This window comes from Nonomuraea sp. NPDC049378 (assembly GCF_055586745.1).
On the sequence record NZ_JBVJHP010000002.1, the window covers coordinates 329916 to 342246 of the forward strand.

12 protein-coding genes and 1 pseudogene are annotated in these 12331 nt (G+C 69.5%); 5 read left to right on the forward strand and 8 right to left on the reverse strand.

Annotation, left to right across the window (positions count from 1 at the left end; genetic code table 11):
• Positions 1–5 precede the first annotated feature (5 nt).
• Complete coding sequence (locus tag ACZ6SA_RS06420) at positions 6–1211, forward strand: cytochrome P450 (protein WP_347649262.1); 1206 nt, start codon at positions 6–8, stop codon at positions 1209–1211.
• A gap of 186 nt (positions 1212–1397) precedes the next feature.
• On the opposite strand, the gene ACZ6SA_RS06425 is transcribed toward ACZ6SA_RS06420, so the two are convergent.
• From ACZ6SA_RS06425 to ACZ6SA_RS06445, 5 genes and pseudogenes are all read right to left on the reverse strand, one after another.
• Complete coding sequence (locus tag ACZ6SA_RS06425) at positions 1398–2918, reverse strand: aldehyde dehydrogenase (RefSeq protein ID WP_347649263.1); 1521 nt, start codon at positions 2916–2918, stop codon at positions 1398–1400.
• Positions 2919–3222: 304 nt separating this feature from the next.
• Positions 3223–3924, reverse strand: a pseudogene (locus ACZ6SA_RS06430) (diaminopimelate decarboxylase family protein); the annotation flags it as partial.
• The gene (gene solA / locus ACZ6SA_RS06435; RefSeq protein WP_465827096.1) at positions 3921–5087 is read right to left on the reverse strand and encodes an N-methyl-L-tryptophan oxidase; all 1167 of its coding nucleotides are present in this window, start codon (positions 5085–5087) and stop codon (positions 3921–3923) included. The pseudogene ACZ6SA_RS06430 and the gene solA, both read right to left, overlap by 4 nt.
• A 5-nt stretch (positions 5088–5092) precedes the next feature.
• On the reverse strand, positions 5093–5395 hold the full coding sequence (locus ACZ6SA_RS06440) for a hypothetical protein (protein WP_347649265.1): 303 nt from the start codon (positions 5393–5395) through the stop codon (positions 5093–5095).
• A 46-nt stretch (positions 5396–5441) separates the two neighbouring features.
• A complete protein-coding gene (locus tag ACZ6SA_RS06445) occupies positions 5442–6281 on the reverse strand; it encodes an ATP-binding cassette domain-containing protein (RefSeq protein WP_465826906.1) in 840 nt (279 codons plus the stop codon).
• Between the two features lie 30 nt (positions 6282–6311).
• Between ACZ6SA_RS06445 and ACZ6SA_RS06450 the strand changes: the two genes are divergently transcribed.
• Positions 6312–7652 carry an aminotransferase class I/II-fold pyridoxal phosphate-dependent enzyme gene (locus ACZ6SA_RS06450; RefSeq protein WP_465826908.1) on the forward strand — a complete coding sequence of 447 codons (1341 nt, stop codon included), beginning with the start codon at positions 6312–6314 and terminating at the stop codon, positions 7650–7652.
• A 76-nt stretch (positions 7653–7728) separates the two neighbouring features.
• Here ACZ6SA_RS06450 and ACZ6SA_RS06455 read toward each other — a convergent pair whose 3' ends face one another.
• The gene (locus ACZ6SA_RS06455) at positions 7729–8208 is read right to left on the reverse strand and encodes a hypothetical protein (RefSeq protein ID WP_347649268.1); all 480 of its coding nucleotides are present in this window, start codon (positions 8206–8208) and stop codon (positions 7729–7731) included.
• Between the two features lie 216 nt (positions 8209–8424).
• On the opposite strand from ACZ6SA_RS06455, the gene ACZ6SA_RS06460 reads away from it, so the two are divergent.
• Positions 8425–8652, forward strand: coding sequence for a hypothetical protein (locus tag ACZ6SA_RS06460; RefSeq protein ID WP_465826909.1), 228 nt, complete (start codon positions 8425–8427; stop codon positions 8650–8652).
• Between the two features lie 9 nt (positions 8653–8661).
• Here the strand turns inward: ACZ6SA_RS06460 and ACZ6SA_RS06465 are convergent, their stop codons facing one another.
• A complete protein-coding gene (locus tag ACZ6SA_RS06465) occupies positions 8662–9030 on the reverse strand; it encodes a GYD domain-containing protein (protein WP_465827097.1) in 369 nt (122 codons plus the stop codon).
• 178 nt (positions 9031–9208) lie between these two features.
• Positions 9209–9976, reverse strand: coding sequence for an ArsR/SmtB family transcription factor (locus ACZ6SA_RS06470; RefSeq protein WP_465826910.1), 768 nt, complete (start codon positions 9974–9976; stop codon positions 9209–9211).
• A gap of 440 nt (positions 9977–10416) precedes the next feature.
• Here ACZ6SA_RS06470 and ACZ6SA_RS06475 point away from each other — a divergent pair, with 440 nt between their 5' ends.
• Entirely contained in the window at positions 10417–11166 is a 750-nt protein-coding gene (locus ACZ6SA_RS06475) for a hypothetical protein (protein WP_465826912.1), read from the forward strand.
• A gap of 221 nt (positions 11167–11387) precedes the next feature.
• Positions 11388–12311 (forward strand): slipin family protein, encoded by a 924-nt coding sequence (locus ACZ6SA_RS06480; RefSeq protein ID WP_465826913.1) that lies wholly within the window; start codon positions 11388–11390, stop codon positions 12309–12311.
• The last annotated feature ends 20 nt before the right edge of the window (positions 12312–12331 follow it).

Below are 12331 nucleotides of genomic sequence, written 5' to 3' on the forward strand. Positions count from 1 at the left end.
GACCCATGGAACACACCGTCTCCGCCATGCCGACCGCCCGCCGGCCCGGCTGTCCGTTCGACCCGCCGGCAGAGCTGATCGAGGCCCGCGAGCACGGCCCGATCAGCCGCCTCCCCTTCCCCGACGGACACCAGGGCTGGCTGGTCACCGGTTATGACCTGGTCCGGTCGGTCCTGGCCGACTCGCGGTTCAGCTCGCGCAAGGAGCTCATGCGCCACCATCCGATCATCGACTACGGCGACATCGAGGTCCCTCCGGCGCCGCCCGGCGAGTTCCTCCTCATGGACGAGCCGCGGCACAGCCGCTACCGCAAACCGCTGGTGGGCAAGTTCACCGTGCGGCGGATGCGACTGCTCACCGAGCGCGTCCAGCAGGTCACCACCGAGCACCTGGACGCCATGGAGCAGGCCGGGCCGCCGGCGGACCTGGTGACCGCCTTCGCCAAGCCCATCCCCGCCGTCATCATCTGTGAGCTGCTGGGCGTGCCGTACGAGGACCGGAGTTCCTTCCAGGAGCACATCGACAAGTTCCTCGGCGGGGAGGCCAGTGACGAGGACCTGATCGCGGCCTACACCGCGACCCAGCAGTACCTCGCGGAGCTGGTCGCCGCCAAGCGCGCCGACCCCACCGACGACGTGCTCAGCGACCTGCTCGACAGCGACCTGACCGATGAGGAGCTACGCGGGATCGCCCTGATCCTGCTGTCGGCCGGGTTCGACACCACCGCGAACATGCTGGCGCTGGGCACGTTCGCGCTGCTGCGCAACCCGGCGCAGCTGGCCGCGCTGCGCGCCGATCCCGCGCTCGCCGACCGGGCCGTGGAGGAGCTGCTGCGGTATCTGAGCGTCGCCAAGATGTTCATGCGCACCGCGCTGGAGGACGTCGAGCTGGGCGGCCACACCATCAAGGCCGGTACGGCGGTCATCCTGCAGTACAACGTCGCCAACCGCGACCCCGAACGCTTCGCCGCCCCCCACACTCTCGACCTGCGCCGGCAGGACGGCGGGCACCTGGCCTTCGGCCACGGCATCCACCAGTGCCTGGGCCAGCAGCTGGCCCGGGTGGAGATGCGGGTCGCCTTCACCGCGCTGCTCGCCCGCTTCCCCACCCTGCGCCTGGCCGTACCGGCCGAGGAGGTCGCCCTGCGCCCGGAGACCGCCGACATCTACGGGGTCAAGAGCCTCCCGGTCACCTGGGACACCGCCGGCTGACGGCGACCATGAACCGGTTCGGGATCTCGACTAACCGGGGATCCGCCGGCAGCGGAGCAGCTGGTCGCTCTCCTTGGCCCTCCGTGCCGGCGTGACCCCGAAGCCCTTCAGGCCGCGCCCTGGTCGGAGGGCGCGGCTCGACGCGCGCTGCCGAACGGCCGGCGGCGCCGTCAACCTGCCCGGCCCTCAGACCGACCCCAGCGCGGACGGCCGGATCTGGATCCAGGTCGCCTTGCCCGCGGTGTACTCGTCGAGGGCGTGCAGGGATTTGTCCCGCGCGGTGCCGGACTGCTTGAACCCGCCCCATGGCACCGTCCAGTCGCTGGCGTCGTAGTTGTTCACCCACACCTGTCCCGCCCGCAGCTGTCCCGCCACGTGCAGGGCCAGGTCGATGTCCCGCGACCACACTCCGGCGCCCAGCCCGTAGACGGTGTCGTTCGCGAGCCGGACGACCTCGTCGACGTCGTCGAAGGAGAGCACGGACAGGACCGGCCCGAAGATCTCTTCCTGGGCGATGATCATGTCGTTGGCGACCCTGTCGAACACCGTTGGCGCGAGGAAGTGGCCGCCGGTCCCGGCGAGCAGCTCGTGGCCGCCGGTGAGCAGCCGTGCTCCTTCGGCGTGACCGCGCTCGATGTAACGCAGCACGCGTTGCTTGTGCTCCGCGCTGATGAGCGCTCCCATCTGGGTGTGCGGGTCGAGCGGGTCACCGATGCGCAGTGCGCGGGCACGTTCGAGGATGCGCGGCAGCAGGTCGTCGATGATTCGGCGGTGCACGAACAGCCGGCTGCCCGCGCTGCACACCTGTCCCTGGTTGTAGAAGATGCCCCAGAGCGCCGCCTCGGCGACGGCGTCCAGGTCACCGGCGTCCGGGAACACGATGTGGGGGGACTTGCCGCCGGCCTCCACGCAGACCTTCTTGGCGTTGGACTCGGCGGAGTACGCGAGGAAGCGGCGTGCCGTCGAGGTGGAGCCGGTGAAGGCGAGGCAGTCGACGTCGGGATGGCGGCCGAGCGCCGCTCCCGTGGTCGGCCCGTCTCCTGGCACGACGTTCAGCACCCCCGGCGGAAGGCCGGCATCCGCGGCCAGCGCGGCGATCCTGACGGTCGTCAGCGGCGTCTGCTCGGCGGGCTTGAGCACGAGGCTGTTGCCGGTCGCCAGGACGGGGCCGAGTTTGTAGGCGGCCTGGTAGAGGGGGAAGTTCCAGGGCGTGACGCAGCCGATCACCCCGAGCGGTTCGCGCCGCACCACGGCCAGGACGTCGGCCCGCGTCGGCGCCGTTTCGCCGTACATCTTGTCCGCGGCCTCGGCGTACCAGCGGGTCATCTCAGCCGACTTGGCGATGTCGCCGGTCAGCGCGTCGCGGATCGGTTTGCCGGTGTCCAGGGTCTCCAGCAGCGCCAGTTCCTCGCGGTGTTCGTCGATGAGGTCCGCGAAGCGCAGCAGGACCCTGCCGCGCTCGCGTGGCGACCTGCGGGACCAGCGGCCGTCCTCGAACGCCGCACGGGCCGATCTGACCGCCGCGTCCACGTCCTCGCCGGTGCAGAACACGACCTTGGCGACGATGTCGCCGGTGGCCGGGTTCTCGGTCGGGAAGGTCTGCTCGAGCGTTCCGGACCGGTACTCGCCGTCGATGAAGGCTCGCGTCTCGGGCCGGACACACCCGGCCATGGCAGCGATCTCGGCTACGTCTCGATCGAGCAACATGCATGCACTCCTGTGTGGCGGTGGGGGTTCTGGGTCGTCGCAATGCGGGATCAGGTCCTGATGGGCCCGCGATCGGCGGATCCGGCAGGCAGTTGTCGCGAGCCATGAGGTCCCGATGGGTCTCCCGCCGCGTGATCAGATGCGAGTGCCCGTCCTGGACGAGGACCACGGGCGGGCGCGGCACGTGGTTGTAGGCAGAGGCCATGGACAGCGTGTACGCCCCCGCGGCCGGTACGGCGAGCACGTCTCCATTGCGCAATTCGGGCACGTGTACGTCACGGCGGGTCGTCCACCCGTACCGCCGGCGCAGGGTGCCGGCCGCGGCGAGGAGCACCCGCACTGCGGCGCGGTACGGCAGCAGGTCGGTGATCTGCGACCCGATGTGGCAGTGGAGCCCTTCGTAGCGGAGCTTCGGCTCGCTCGCGATGATCCGGGCGGCGTCGACCAACCGTTCGAGGGGGATGCCGAACTTCGAAGCGGCCGCTCCTGTGGCGATGTGGGGATGTGTGTTCGCGGCGACATCCGGCGCGAGCCTCAGCATGACCCTCAGTTCGCCGCCTTCGCGCGCAACCGCGGCGATGCCGCGCAGCTCGTGCAGGTTGTCGGCGATGATCGTGCCCACGCCGAGGCGCCGGGCCAGGCGCAGTTCGTCGTCGGTCTTGGCGTTGCCGTGCAGGTGGATGCGGCGGCCGGGGACGCCGGCGTGCAGGCCGACCTGGGCCTCACCGGTGGACACCGCGTCGAGGTGCAGGCCGTGCCGCGACACCAACTGCGCGACGGCGACGTTGAGGAAGGCCTTGCAGGCGTAGTGAACCTCCGCCTCACCCGGGTAGTGCGCGGCCAGTCCGTCGCGGTAGCTCGCCGCGCGCCGCGCGAAGGTGGCCGCGTCGAACACGTACACCGGCGTCCCGCACTCCTCGGCGACGGCACCGAGCGGGATACCGGCCAGCCGCAGGTCCCCCGACGCGTCGATGGTGGCCGTGTCCGGCCACGGAGGTGGCATCATGACCGCTTCCACGTCCGGTCGGCGGCGAGTGCCGGGCGGTCCAGGGAGAATCCGGTGACGGGACGCGCGGTCTTCCCCATGGTGACGAGGTCGACCATGGTCTCCCCCACGACCGGGCCGAACTTGAAGCCGTGGCCCGAGCACGCCGAGGCGATCCCGATCTGCGGGTGGCCGGGCAGCAGGTCGAGGATGAAGTCCTCGTCGGGGGTCATGGTGTACCGGCAGGTCTCCGCGTGGACGACCCTTCCGAGCCCGCGCAGCCTGCGGGCGGCGTACGTCATGAGCCAGGCCAGGGCGGGCGCGTACACGGTGTCGGACAAGTCCTCGGCCAGGATCTCGGGGCCGTTGCGATCGAGCATGAGTTTCACGCCGCCGCCCGGCGTCAGCTCAGGGAACATCGAGATCATCGGAGGGCCGCTCGCCCGGTGCTCGATGGTGATGGGGAAGCGGCTGGGGGCGTACGCGGTGCCGTTCGTTGCGAAATACGCGACCTGTTCGCGGGTCACGGTCAGCGGGACCGGCCGGCCCAGCTGGTCCAGGAGCCGGCCGGTCCAGGAGCCGGCCGCGACCACGGCCACGCCCGCGTGCAAGGATGCGCCGTTGACCTGGGCGGCCACTCCGCCGGGAACGGGTTCAAGCCGGGTCACTCGCGCCCGCTCGCGAATGGTCGCGCCGTGCGCCCGCGCGTCCTCCATCAGGGCCCGAACGCACGCGTCGGCGTCCAGCACTCCCGCGTCCGGCTGGTACAGGCCCTCCATCTCCGGTTCGACGCACAGGTGCGGGAACCGGCCAGCGAGGTCGGCCGACGACAACGGTTCGAAGGGGACGGCACAGTCCGTCATCGTCTTCGCGGTGTCCCGCAGCGACGGGGTGCCGGCGAGGCCGATGTCGAGGCCGCCGGTCGGCAGCAGGAGCCGCTGCCGGCTTCGGCGCTCCAGGCTTCGCCACAGCTCGTAGGCCTCCCGGACGAGTGCCACGTAAGGGGCGCCGTCGTAGGCGAGGCGGATGATTCTTGAAGGTCCATGAGAGCTTCCGTGCCGGTGCCCGAGGTGGAACTGCTCGACCAGCGTGGTGCGCAAACCGCGCCTGGCCGCGGCGGCGGCGGTGGCGGCTCCCGCCACGCCGCCGCCCACGACGAGAACATCCGGTGCGTTCTGCGGCATGATGCTCACGCGTCGTGGAGCTCATAATGGACGGCGCGTGGTTCCTTCTCCAGGAGATAGGCGTCGTCGAAGTCGTAGTACTTGGCGACGGTGACGTCGTCGCCGGCGAAGGCCGTGACCGAATCCTCGGAGTCCCAGAACGTCAACATCTGGAAGTGGGCCACCCCGCCGGACTCTCGATGGAGCACGTAGGCGCCCCGGTTGCCCGGGGTGGAGCGGTAGTCGGGGATTGCGACCTCGCGCATCAACCTCAGATAGTCGGCCGACTTGTCGACGGGGGTGGTGCCGTGCCAGATACGGGCGATCATGACGTTCCTCGCTGCTCGTGGGTGGATGTGGTCGTGGTGATATGGCTCAGGGGCGGAGGACCCGGTCCAGGAAACGCCGGGTGCGTTCGTGTGACGGGTCGGTGAACACCGTGGCGGGGTCGCCGCGCTCCACCACCACCCCGCCGTCCATGAACAGCACGTCGTCGGAGACGTCCCTGGCGAAGGACATCTCGTGGGTGACGACCACCATGGTCATGCCGCCCTCGGCGAGCCGCCGCATGACGTCCAGCACGTCAGTGACCAGCTCCGGGTCGAGCGCGCTGGTGACCTCGTCGAACAGCATGACTTCGGGCTCCATGGCCAGGGCCCTGGCGATGGCGACCCGTTGCTGCTGCCCTCCGGACAGCCGGGCCGGATGCTCGTCCGCCTTCTCCTGGAGGCCGACCCGCGTGCACGCGCCGTCCACTGCGCCCCTCTGTACTGGTACAGTAGGAAAACTGTTCGGTTCATACTTCCACCGAAGGAAAGCCCAGGTCAATACGTTGCCCGAGGAAGACGCCAGAGTTTGGCAAGCTTCTGACGGAGGCCAGATCCAGCCGCCGCCCGCTTCCCGGAGGCGCCCGGCGCGACGGTCGGAGATCCGCCCCGGCGAGAAGCTCGAACCAGACGGTCTTTCCGTGCGGGGAGCCTTCGCTTCCCCAGCGGCAGGCGATCGCGTCGAGCACCCGCAGGCCGCGACCGTGCTCGTCGTCGAAGCCGGCATCTCGCGGCAGAGGCGGTGCGGCGGTGCGATCTTCGACCTCGAAGCACAGGAAGGCGCCGGTGCGCCGGACGCTGCGGCAAGGGCCTTGTACTGGTACAGATTACAATCTGTACTGCCATAGAAGCACGTGCGCTGCACAGCGGTCAAGATGCCGGCACGCATAGCCCGTAGGCTTGGCGATCAGGAGGAACCATGGCGGATTGGCAGAACGTCATCACGGGACGCAGCAAGAAGGACCTCATGCACAGCGTCGAACGGGCGGTCAGCGCCGGCGAGCTGGAGCCCGGGCAGGCCTTTCCCTCCGTGCGGGTGCTGGCACGCCACCTCGGGGTCAGCGCCTCGACCGTGGTGGCCGCGATCGCCGAACTGCGACAGCGCGGCGTGATCGTCACGAATGACCGGCGGGGCAGCACCATCGCCCCGGTGCCGCCGCTGAAGCTCGATGTGACGCCCCGCCCTGCGCCGTCCGCCCGGCCACCGGGGGTCGACCTCAGCCACGGCGGCCCCGACCGCGCGCTCCTGCCGACGTTGCGATCCACCCTGCACGCGGTCGCCGAGGAGAACGACATCCCGCGGCTGTACGGCCAGGCGATGATCGACTCCGACCTGCGGAACCTGACCCTCCCCCAGTTCCACGATCTCGGCATCGACGTCGCCCCCGATCACGTGGGCGTCACCAGCGGCGCTCTCGACCTGATCGAGCGCGCGCTGCTCGTGAGCTGCCGGCCCGGCGACCGGATCATCGTCGAGGACCCCGGTTACCCCGACCTGTTCGACCTGCTACGCGCCATGGGGCTGCAGGCCGTGCCGGTCCGGGTCGATGACGAGGGCCTGCGTCCCGACGGCGTACGGGAGGCGATGCAACGCGCGGCAGCGCTCATCCACACCCCCAGCGCGCAGAATCCCTTCGGAGCGGGCCTGACCGACGAGCGCGCCGGCGAGCTGGCCAGGGTGCTCGCCGAGTGGCCGGACCTCGTCGTCCTCGAGGACCACCACCTGTCGCTCGTGGAGCCGGCGCGCTCCACGCTGGCGGGCAAAGTCAGGCGATGGGCGGTGGCGCGATCGGTGGCCAAGTCGCTCGGCCCGGACCTCCGCCTGGCCATTGTCGCTGCGGACCCGCACCTGTTCGCCCGGGTGCTCGGCCGGCACGCCCTCGGCCCTGGCTGGGTGTCGCACGTCCTGCAGCGCACCGTCGTCCACGCCCTGACCGACCAGTCGATCCGCCGGCAGCTCAAGCACGCCAGGGACACCTACGACGCCCGCCGTCTGGCGCTGCTGGGCGAGCTGCGGCGCAAAGGCATCGAAGCGCACGGAGCCACCGGTCTCAACGTGTGGATCCCGGTCGCCGACGAGGGTCGGGCCGCCCTCGACCTGGCGCATCGCGGCTGGGCGGTCAGCCCGGGCGGTGGCTATCGCAAGACCTGTCCCCCAGGGTTGCGCGTCACCACCTCGACCCTCGACGTCTCCGAAACGCCGCGGCTGGCCGATGACATCTCCCACGCCCTGCAGCCGCGCGCCGCGCGCCGCGGTTGAGCCGCCCCGCGGCAGGGTGGCACCGCCCTACGGGCCGCTGAATCCGGTCACCTCGGCTCATGCACCGGCAGGCCTGTCAGTCGCAGTACTTCCACCCGAGGGAGGTGGTGCTGTCGATCCCTCCGCCGTAGATGGCCCCGATGGATCCCGTCCACCTGATGCACGTGCCGGCGGCCTTGCCGCTGGCCGCCGCGTAGTGGGCGTAGTTGCCCTCGTCCTTGATGGTCTTCATGCCCTGACGCTCCAAGACGGCCTCCGTGTAGCTGGCGACGCCGTCGGCCCGGCCGACTCTCAGGGTGACCACGCAGTTCTCCTGATAGGTGCCGTTCCACAACACGTAGACCTCGCCCAGGGGCATGTTGTTCTTGTTGTCCCAGAGATCCTCCCTGGTGAGCTGCGTGTAGGCGCCGTTCGCCCAGCCGCACCCCTGCTCGCTGACGACGGCCTGGCTCAGGGTGTGGGCCGAGGCGGGCGAGGCCACGGACATGATCGAGGCGAGCCCGAGGCCACAGGCCACGCCGGTACGCGCGAGTATGCGCCGGTACGTCCGAGACACGACATGTCCTCCCAAGTACGGCTACATCTGCTCCGGCAGGAGCCGCCCTCGGAGATCGCCATGGACATGGGCCGATTCCCCCGCCGGCTTTGTCTTCAGCATGCCGCAGCACGTGCACGCTGTCCTTAACGGAGCCTGCACAGTTCTTTGACGACGGATACACCGCCAGGCGGTCTCGCGGCACGGGTTACCCGCCACCGATTTCGCCGGATCCGGATGACCGTCTACCTCTCGGGGATGGCGGTGAACGCCCTCCTGGCGCGGGCCGCCTCGGCGGCCGGCCTCGCGGACGCGCTGGTGGTCACCGCCTCGGTGGTGTTCCTCCAGTCCGTCTGGGCCCGCGCCTGGTGGCGACGGCACGGAGAACGCGTACGCGCGCTGCTCCGCAGGCTGGGCACGGCCGTCTCCGCCCGCCGATCCTCCGGTGGCGCGCGCGCAAGCTGACGCCGGGCGTCACGCGCCAGGAGCCCGGTACGCCACCTCCATCCGCGCGGCATCGTCGATCTCCTCCGGCGCCAGCAGGACGACCGTCTTCGTGCGTACCGCCCCGGTCGCCGATATCGTGAGTCCCACTGCGGCCGACGTCGCGTTGTTCGGCAGGTCGAGGATCACGTACGTGTCCGTGTCCCCGAACGCGAAATACATCTGCTCGACCCGGCCGCCGACACTTTCCACCATGCGCTCCACCGCTTGCCGACGTCCGGTGCCGCCATCGTGCAACACGCCTTTGAGGCCCTCTGCGGTATAGGTCGCCTGAATCAGGTACTTGGGCATGGTCGACTCCTTCTCCTCGTGCCGCCGCTCCTGCGTTGAGGCGGCCATCGCGGTCACGGGGTCGACGTTCTCGGCTTAGGGTGACGGTAATCCCACCCGCTGTACTGGTTTTCCCCCGTCACAGCCCCATGCCACCCGGTCCCATCGCAGCTCGTAGGAGCGCCGTCCACCCGAGCGTCTCCGGTTGGCCGCCGTGGCACTCGCTGGACCGAATGATGTGATTACGTCAGCTTCCCGCCTGCCCCACGGGCAGGCCACCGGCGAGGACATGCCGGCCGAGCGGGGTCAGGCTGTGAACCACGTGCCTGCCGTTCCTGGTCGAGGCCACCAGGCCGCAGTTGCGCAGGATCGCCGTGTGCTCGCTCGCCGAGGAAAGAGACATTCCGGTACGGGCAGCCAACTGCGACGTGCCCGCCGGGGAGGTGAGCGCCCGCAACAGAGCGGTTCGCGGTCTGCCGATGAGCGCGGCGAGGTGCCGGTCGACGCCATCACCGCAGTGGTCCGGCTGCATCCAGTGCTGCGGCGGATCCAGGGGATAGACGAGGATCGGGTCGAGTTCGACGTTGGCCAGGGTCACCGGAGCGCCTCGGCAGAAGAACGAGGGGATCAGTGTCAGGCCGCGGCCGGCGAGGTCGACGGTGAGGTCGGCGGGGTAGGGGGCCGACAGGACGGGGGGATTCCAGCGGATGCCCGCGCCCAGGTTCCCCAGCAGGGCGTGTACGCCACCACCGGCCAGGCATTGAGTGACGGCGCGGCGGTGGGCCTCGGCCTGGTGAAGGATCTGGTCGCGGAACGGCGCCAGCGCGTGCTCGTGATACGTACGGAGGGCGGATGCCAGCCTGCGCAGGTGCCGTGGCCGGCCGGCGGCGACCCCGGCCAGCCAGGATGACCGCTGGCCCGTACCGGTCGCCCTGGTCATCTCCGCACGCAGGCGTGCCCGCCGTACGTGTAACACGGCGTCGATGCCCTCGTCGAGGCTGACGCTTACCGGCACCGGGGTCATGAAGTCGGGAAAATACCGTTTCGGAGGCACGATCTCGTACAACTCGGATGCCGCAGGAGCGACTTTGTCGCGCGCTACCGACCGGATCCAAGCAGCCCAGTTCCGGTAGGGATCATGACGAGAATGACGCGCACCCAACTGGTGCAGGCTCAGCACGATCTCCCACATCGGATCGAGGTGTTCGGCGATCCGCACGCGTGCCACATCTTCCGGCGTGAACACAAGCCGCAGCATTGTTCCGCACCCGCCTCGTGCACCGTTTCCTGCGGGACGGTCGCCCAGCCTAGCTGACACATAGGGCCCATATCGCATTTCGGCTGGAGCCGAAACGACTGGACCCCGTGGCGGGCGGGCTCCGATTCTAAGAGGCCGGTACTCACTGTGCCGAGTCTGCATACGGACGTGATTGTCCTTGAGGGGACGTGAAGACCATGGGCGAAGTGGTGACGAAGGTCGTCGTTGTGGGGGTGATCCTGCTGATCATCGCTTCCATCATCGTGCCCCGGGTCCGCGGGCGCCGGGTCATGGCGCGCCGGGTGAAGACCATGACCGAGCTGGCCGCGAGCCAAGGCTGGTCGTTCACGCCGGAGAACAACGAGCTGGTCCCGCTCGTACAGCGGCTTCCACGCGCGCTCGGAACCGCGCAGGACATCATCACGAGCCAACTGGTCAGGGCGGAGCCGACGCGCCTGCAAGTCGGCTCGCGCATCATGCACGTCCTCGAAGGCGCCTCGGAGGGGCATCAGGTACGGATCTTCGACTGGGTCGCCGGGCACGCTTCCGGCGCCGGGCGGGCATCCCTGGTCTTTCTGCACACGGTGTGGGCCATCCCGCTGCCCCAGGTGCCGTTCTGGGCGCAGGCGGCGAGCAAGGGACAACCTCATGACGGATGGCGGCCCGGCCAGGTGTTCCGGACCGGCGACAACGCCTTCGACAAGAGATTTCTGACGACCGCCGACGACGCGGGCCACGTACAGGCCGGGCTCGCCCCTCAGACGCGCCGCCTGCTCCTCGAATCCGACTTCGACGGCTGGCGCCTCGACCCGGAGTTCGGAATGCTCCTGCTGTGGACACACTCCAGGCGCCGATACGTCCCCGTGGAACGGATCCTGCCGATGACGCGGCAGGCAAAGCAACTGGCGGCCGAGGCCATCGCGCTCACGCAAGGACAGCAGGGATAGCCGTACCGTTGTCCGCCTGCCGGGACGTGGAATCTGGTGGCTGGCCCGCTCGGTGGCCATCACCTGCCCGTTCGGGAGCTCGCCGGCCAGAGCGCGGTGGTCCCGAGCTTCGGCGGCCTGCGGCGAGGCCCCCGCGCCGATGCCGCTGACCAGGTCTTGACGCCGGCATTACCGACGCATGCGGATGCCCGGATCTACCCTTGAGTTGGAAGGGGCATGCCATGATCACCAATATCGTGATCGCGCTGATCATCATGCTCATGGTCGGGCTGGTGGTCAGCGTCCGAGTCGTCAATCAGGTCGAGCGGGGCGTGGTCTTCCGCTTCGGCAAGGCTCAGCGGGAGATCCGACCGCCAGGACTCACCTTCCTGATCCCGGTCGTGGACCGGATGAAGAAGGTGAACATCCAGATCGTCACGATGCCGGTGCCCACGCAGGAAGGCATCACCCGTGACAACGTCTCCGTTGAGGTTGACGCCGTCGCGTACTTCCGGGTCGAGGAGCCGATGCGGGCGGCCATCGCGGTGCAGAACTACCTGTTCGCGATCGAGCAGGTGGCCCAGACCTCACTGCGCTCGATCATCGGCAAGAGCGATCTGGACGACCTGCTCTCCAACCGCGAGGAGCTGAACAAGGGCCTGGCGCTGATGATCGACAGCCCCGCGCTCGGCTGGGGCATCCACATCGACCGCGTGGAGATCAAGGATGTCCACCTTCCCGAGGGCATGAAGCGATCCATCGCCCGCCAGGCCGAGGCTGAGCGGGAGCGCAGGGCTCGTGTGATCACCGCGGACGGGGAGTTCCAGGCCGCGCAGAGGCTCGCCGATGCTTCGGCCATCATGAATCAGGCCCCCGGCGCGCTCCAGCTGCGCCTGCTGCAGACCATGGTGGAGGTGGCGGCCGAGAAGACCTCCACGCTGGTCATGCCGGTGCCCGTGGAGCTCCTGCGCTTCTTCGAGCGCTCAGCGAACAGCGCTCCGGTAGCGCAGGACACTGAGCGGCCCGCCGGCTCCTCGGAGGGGGAGCCTGAAGGGCAGCCGGCCGTGACGAGCTCCGCCACGCCCGAACTGGGCCCGTCAGGGCGTTCCTTCGAACGTGCCGCCGCGGAATCGGCCACAGAGAACGGCGCCTCGCGCACTCCATAGACCATCAGCTGCTTGAGGGC

What these genes read in the sequence shown, in the direction of transcription:
- ACZ6SA_RS06420 (WP_347649262.1), top strand. Translation starts at nt 6, where the DNA reads ATGGAACACACCGTCTCCGCCATGCCGACCGCCCGCCGGCCCGGCTGT.
- ACZ6SA_RS06425 (WP_347649263.1), bottom strand. Translation starts at nt 2,918, where the DNA reads ATGTTGCTCGATCGAGACGTAGCCGAGATCGCTGCCATGGCCGGGTGT.
- solA (WP_465827096.1), bottom strand. Translation starts at nt 5,087, where the DNA reads ATGCCGCAGAACGCACCGGATGTTCTCGTCGTGGGCGGCGGCGTGGCG.
- ACZ6SA_RS06440 (WP_347649265.1), bottom strand. Translation starts at nt 5,395, where the DNA reads ATGATCGCCCGTATCTGGCACGGCACCACCCCCGTCGACAAGTCGGCC.
- ACZ6SA_RS06445 (WP_465826906.1), bottom strand. Translation starts at nt 6,281, where the DNA reads ATGCGTGCCGGCATCTTGACCGCTGTGCAGCGCACGTGCTTCTATGGC.
- ACZ6SA_RS06450 (WP_465826908.1), top strand. Translation starts at nt 6,312, where the DNA reads ATGGCGGATTGGCAGAACGTCATCACGGGACGCAGCAAGAAGGACCTC.
- ACZ6SA_RS06460 (WP_465826909.1), top strand. Translation starts at nt 8,425, where the DNA reads ATGACCGTCTACCTCTCGGGGATGGCGGTGAACGCCCTCCTGGCGCGG.
- ACZ6SA_RS06465 (WP_465827097.1), bottom strand. Translation starts at nt 9,030, where the DNA reads ATGGCCGCCTCAACGCAGGAGCGGCGGCACGAGGAGAAGGAGTCGACC.
- ACZ6SA_RS06475 (WP_465826912.1), top strand. Translation starts at nt 10,417, where the DNA reads ATGGGCGAAGTGGTGACGAAGGTCGTCGTTGTGGGGGTGATCCTGCTG.
- ACZ6SA_RS06480 (WP_465826913.1), top strand. Translation starts at nt 11,388, where the DNA reads ATGATCACCAATATCGTGATCGCGCTGATCATCATGCTCATGGTCGGG.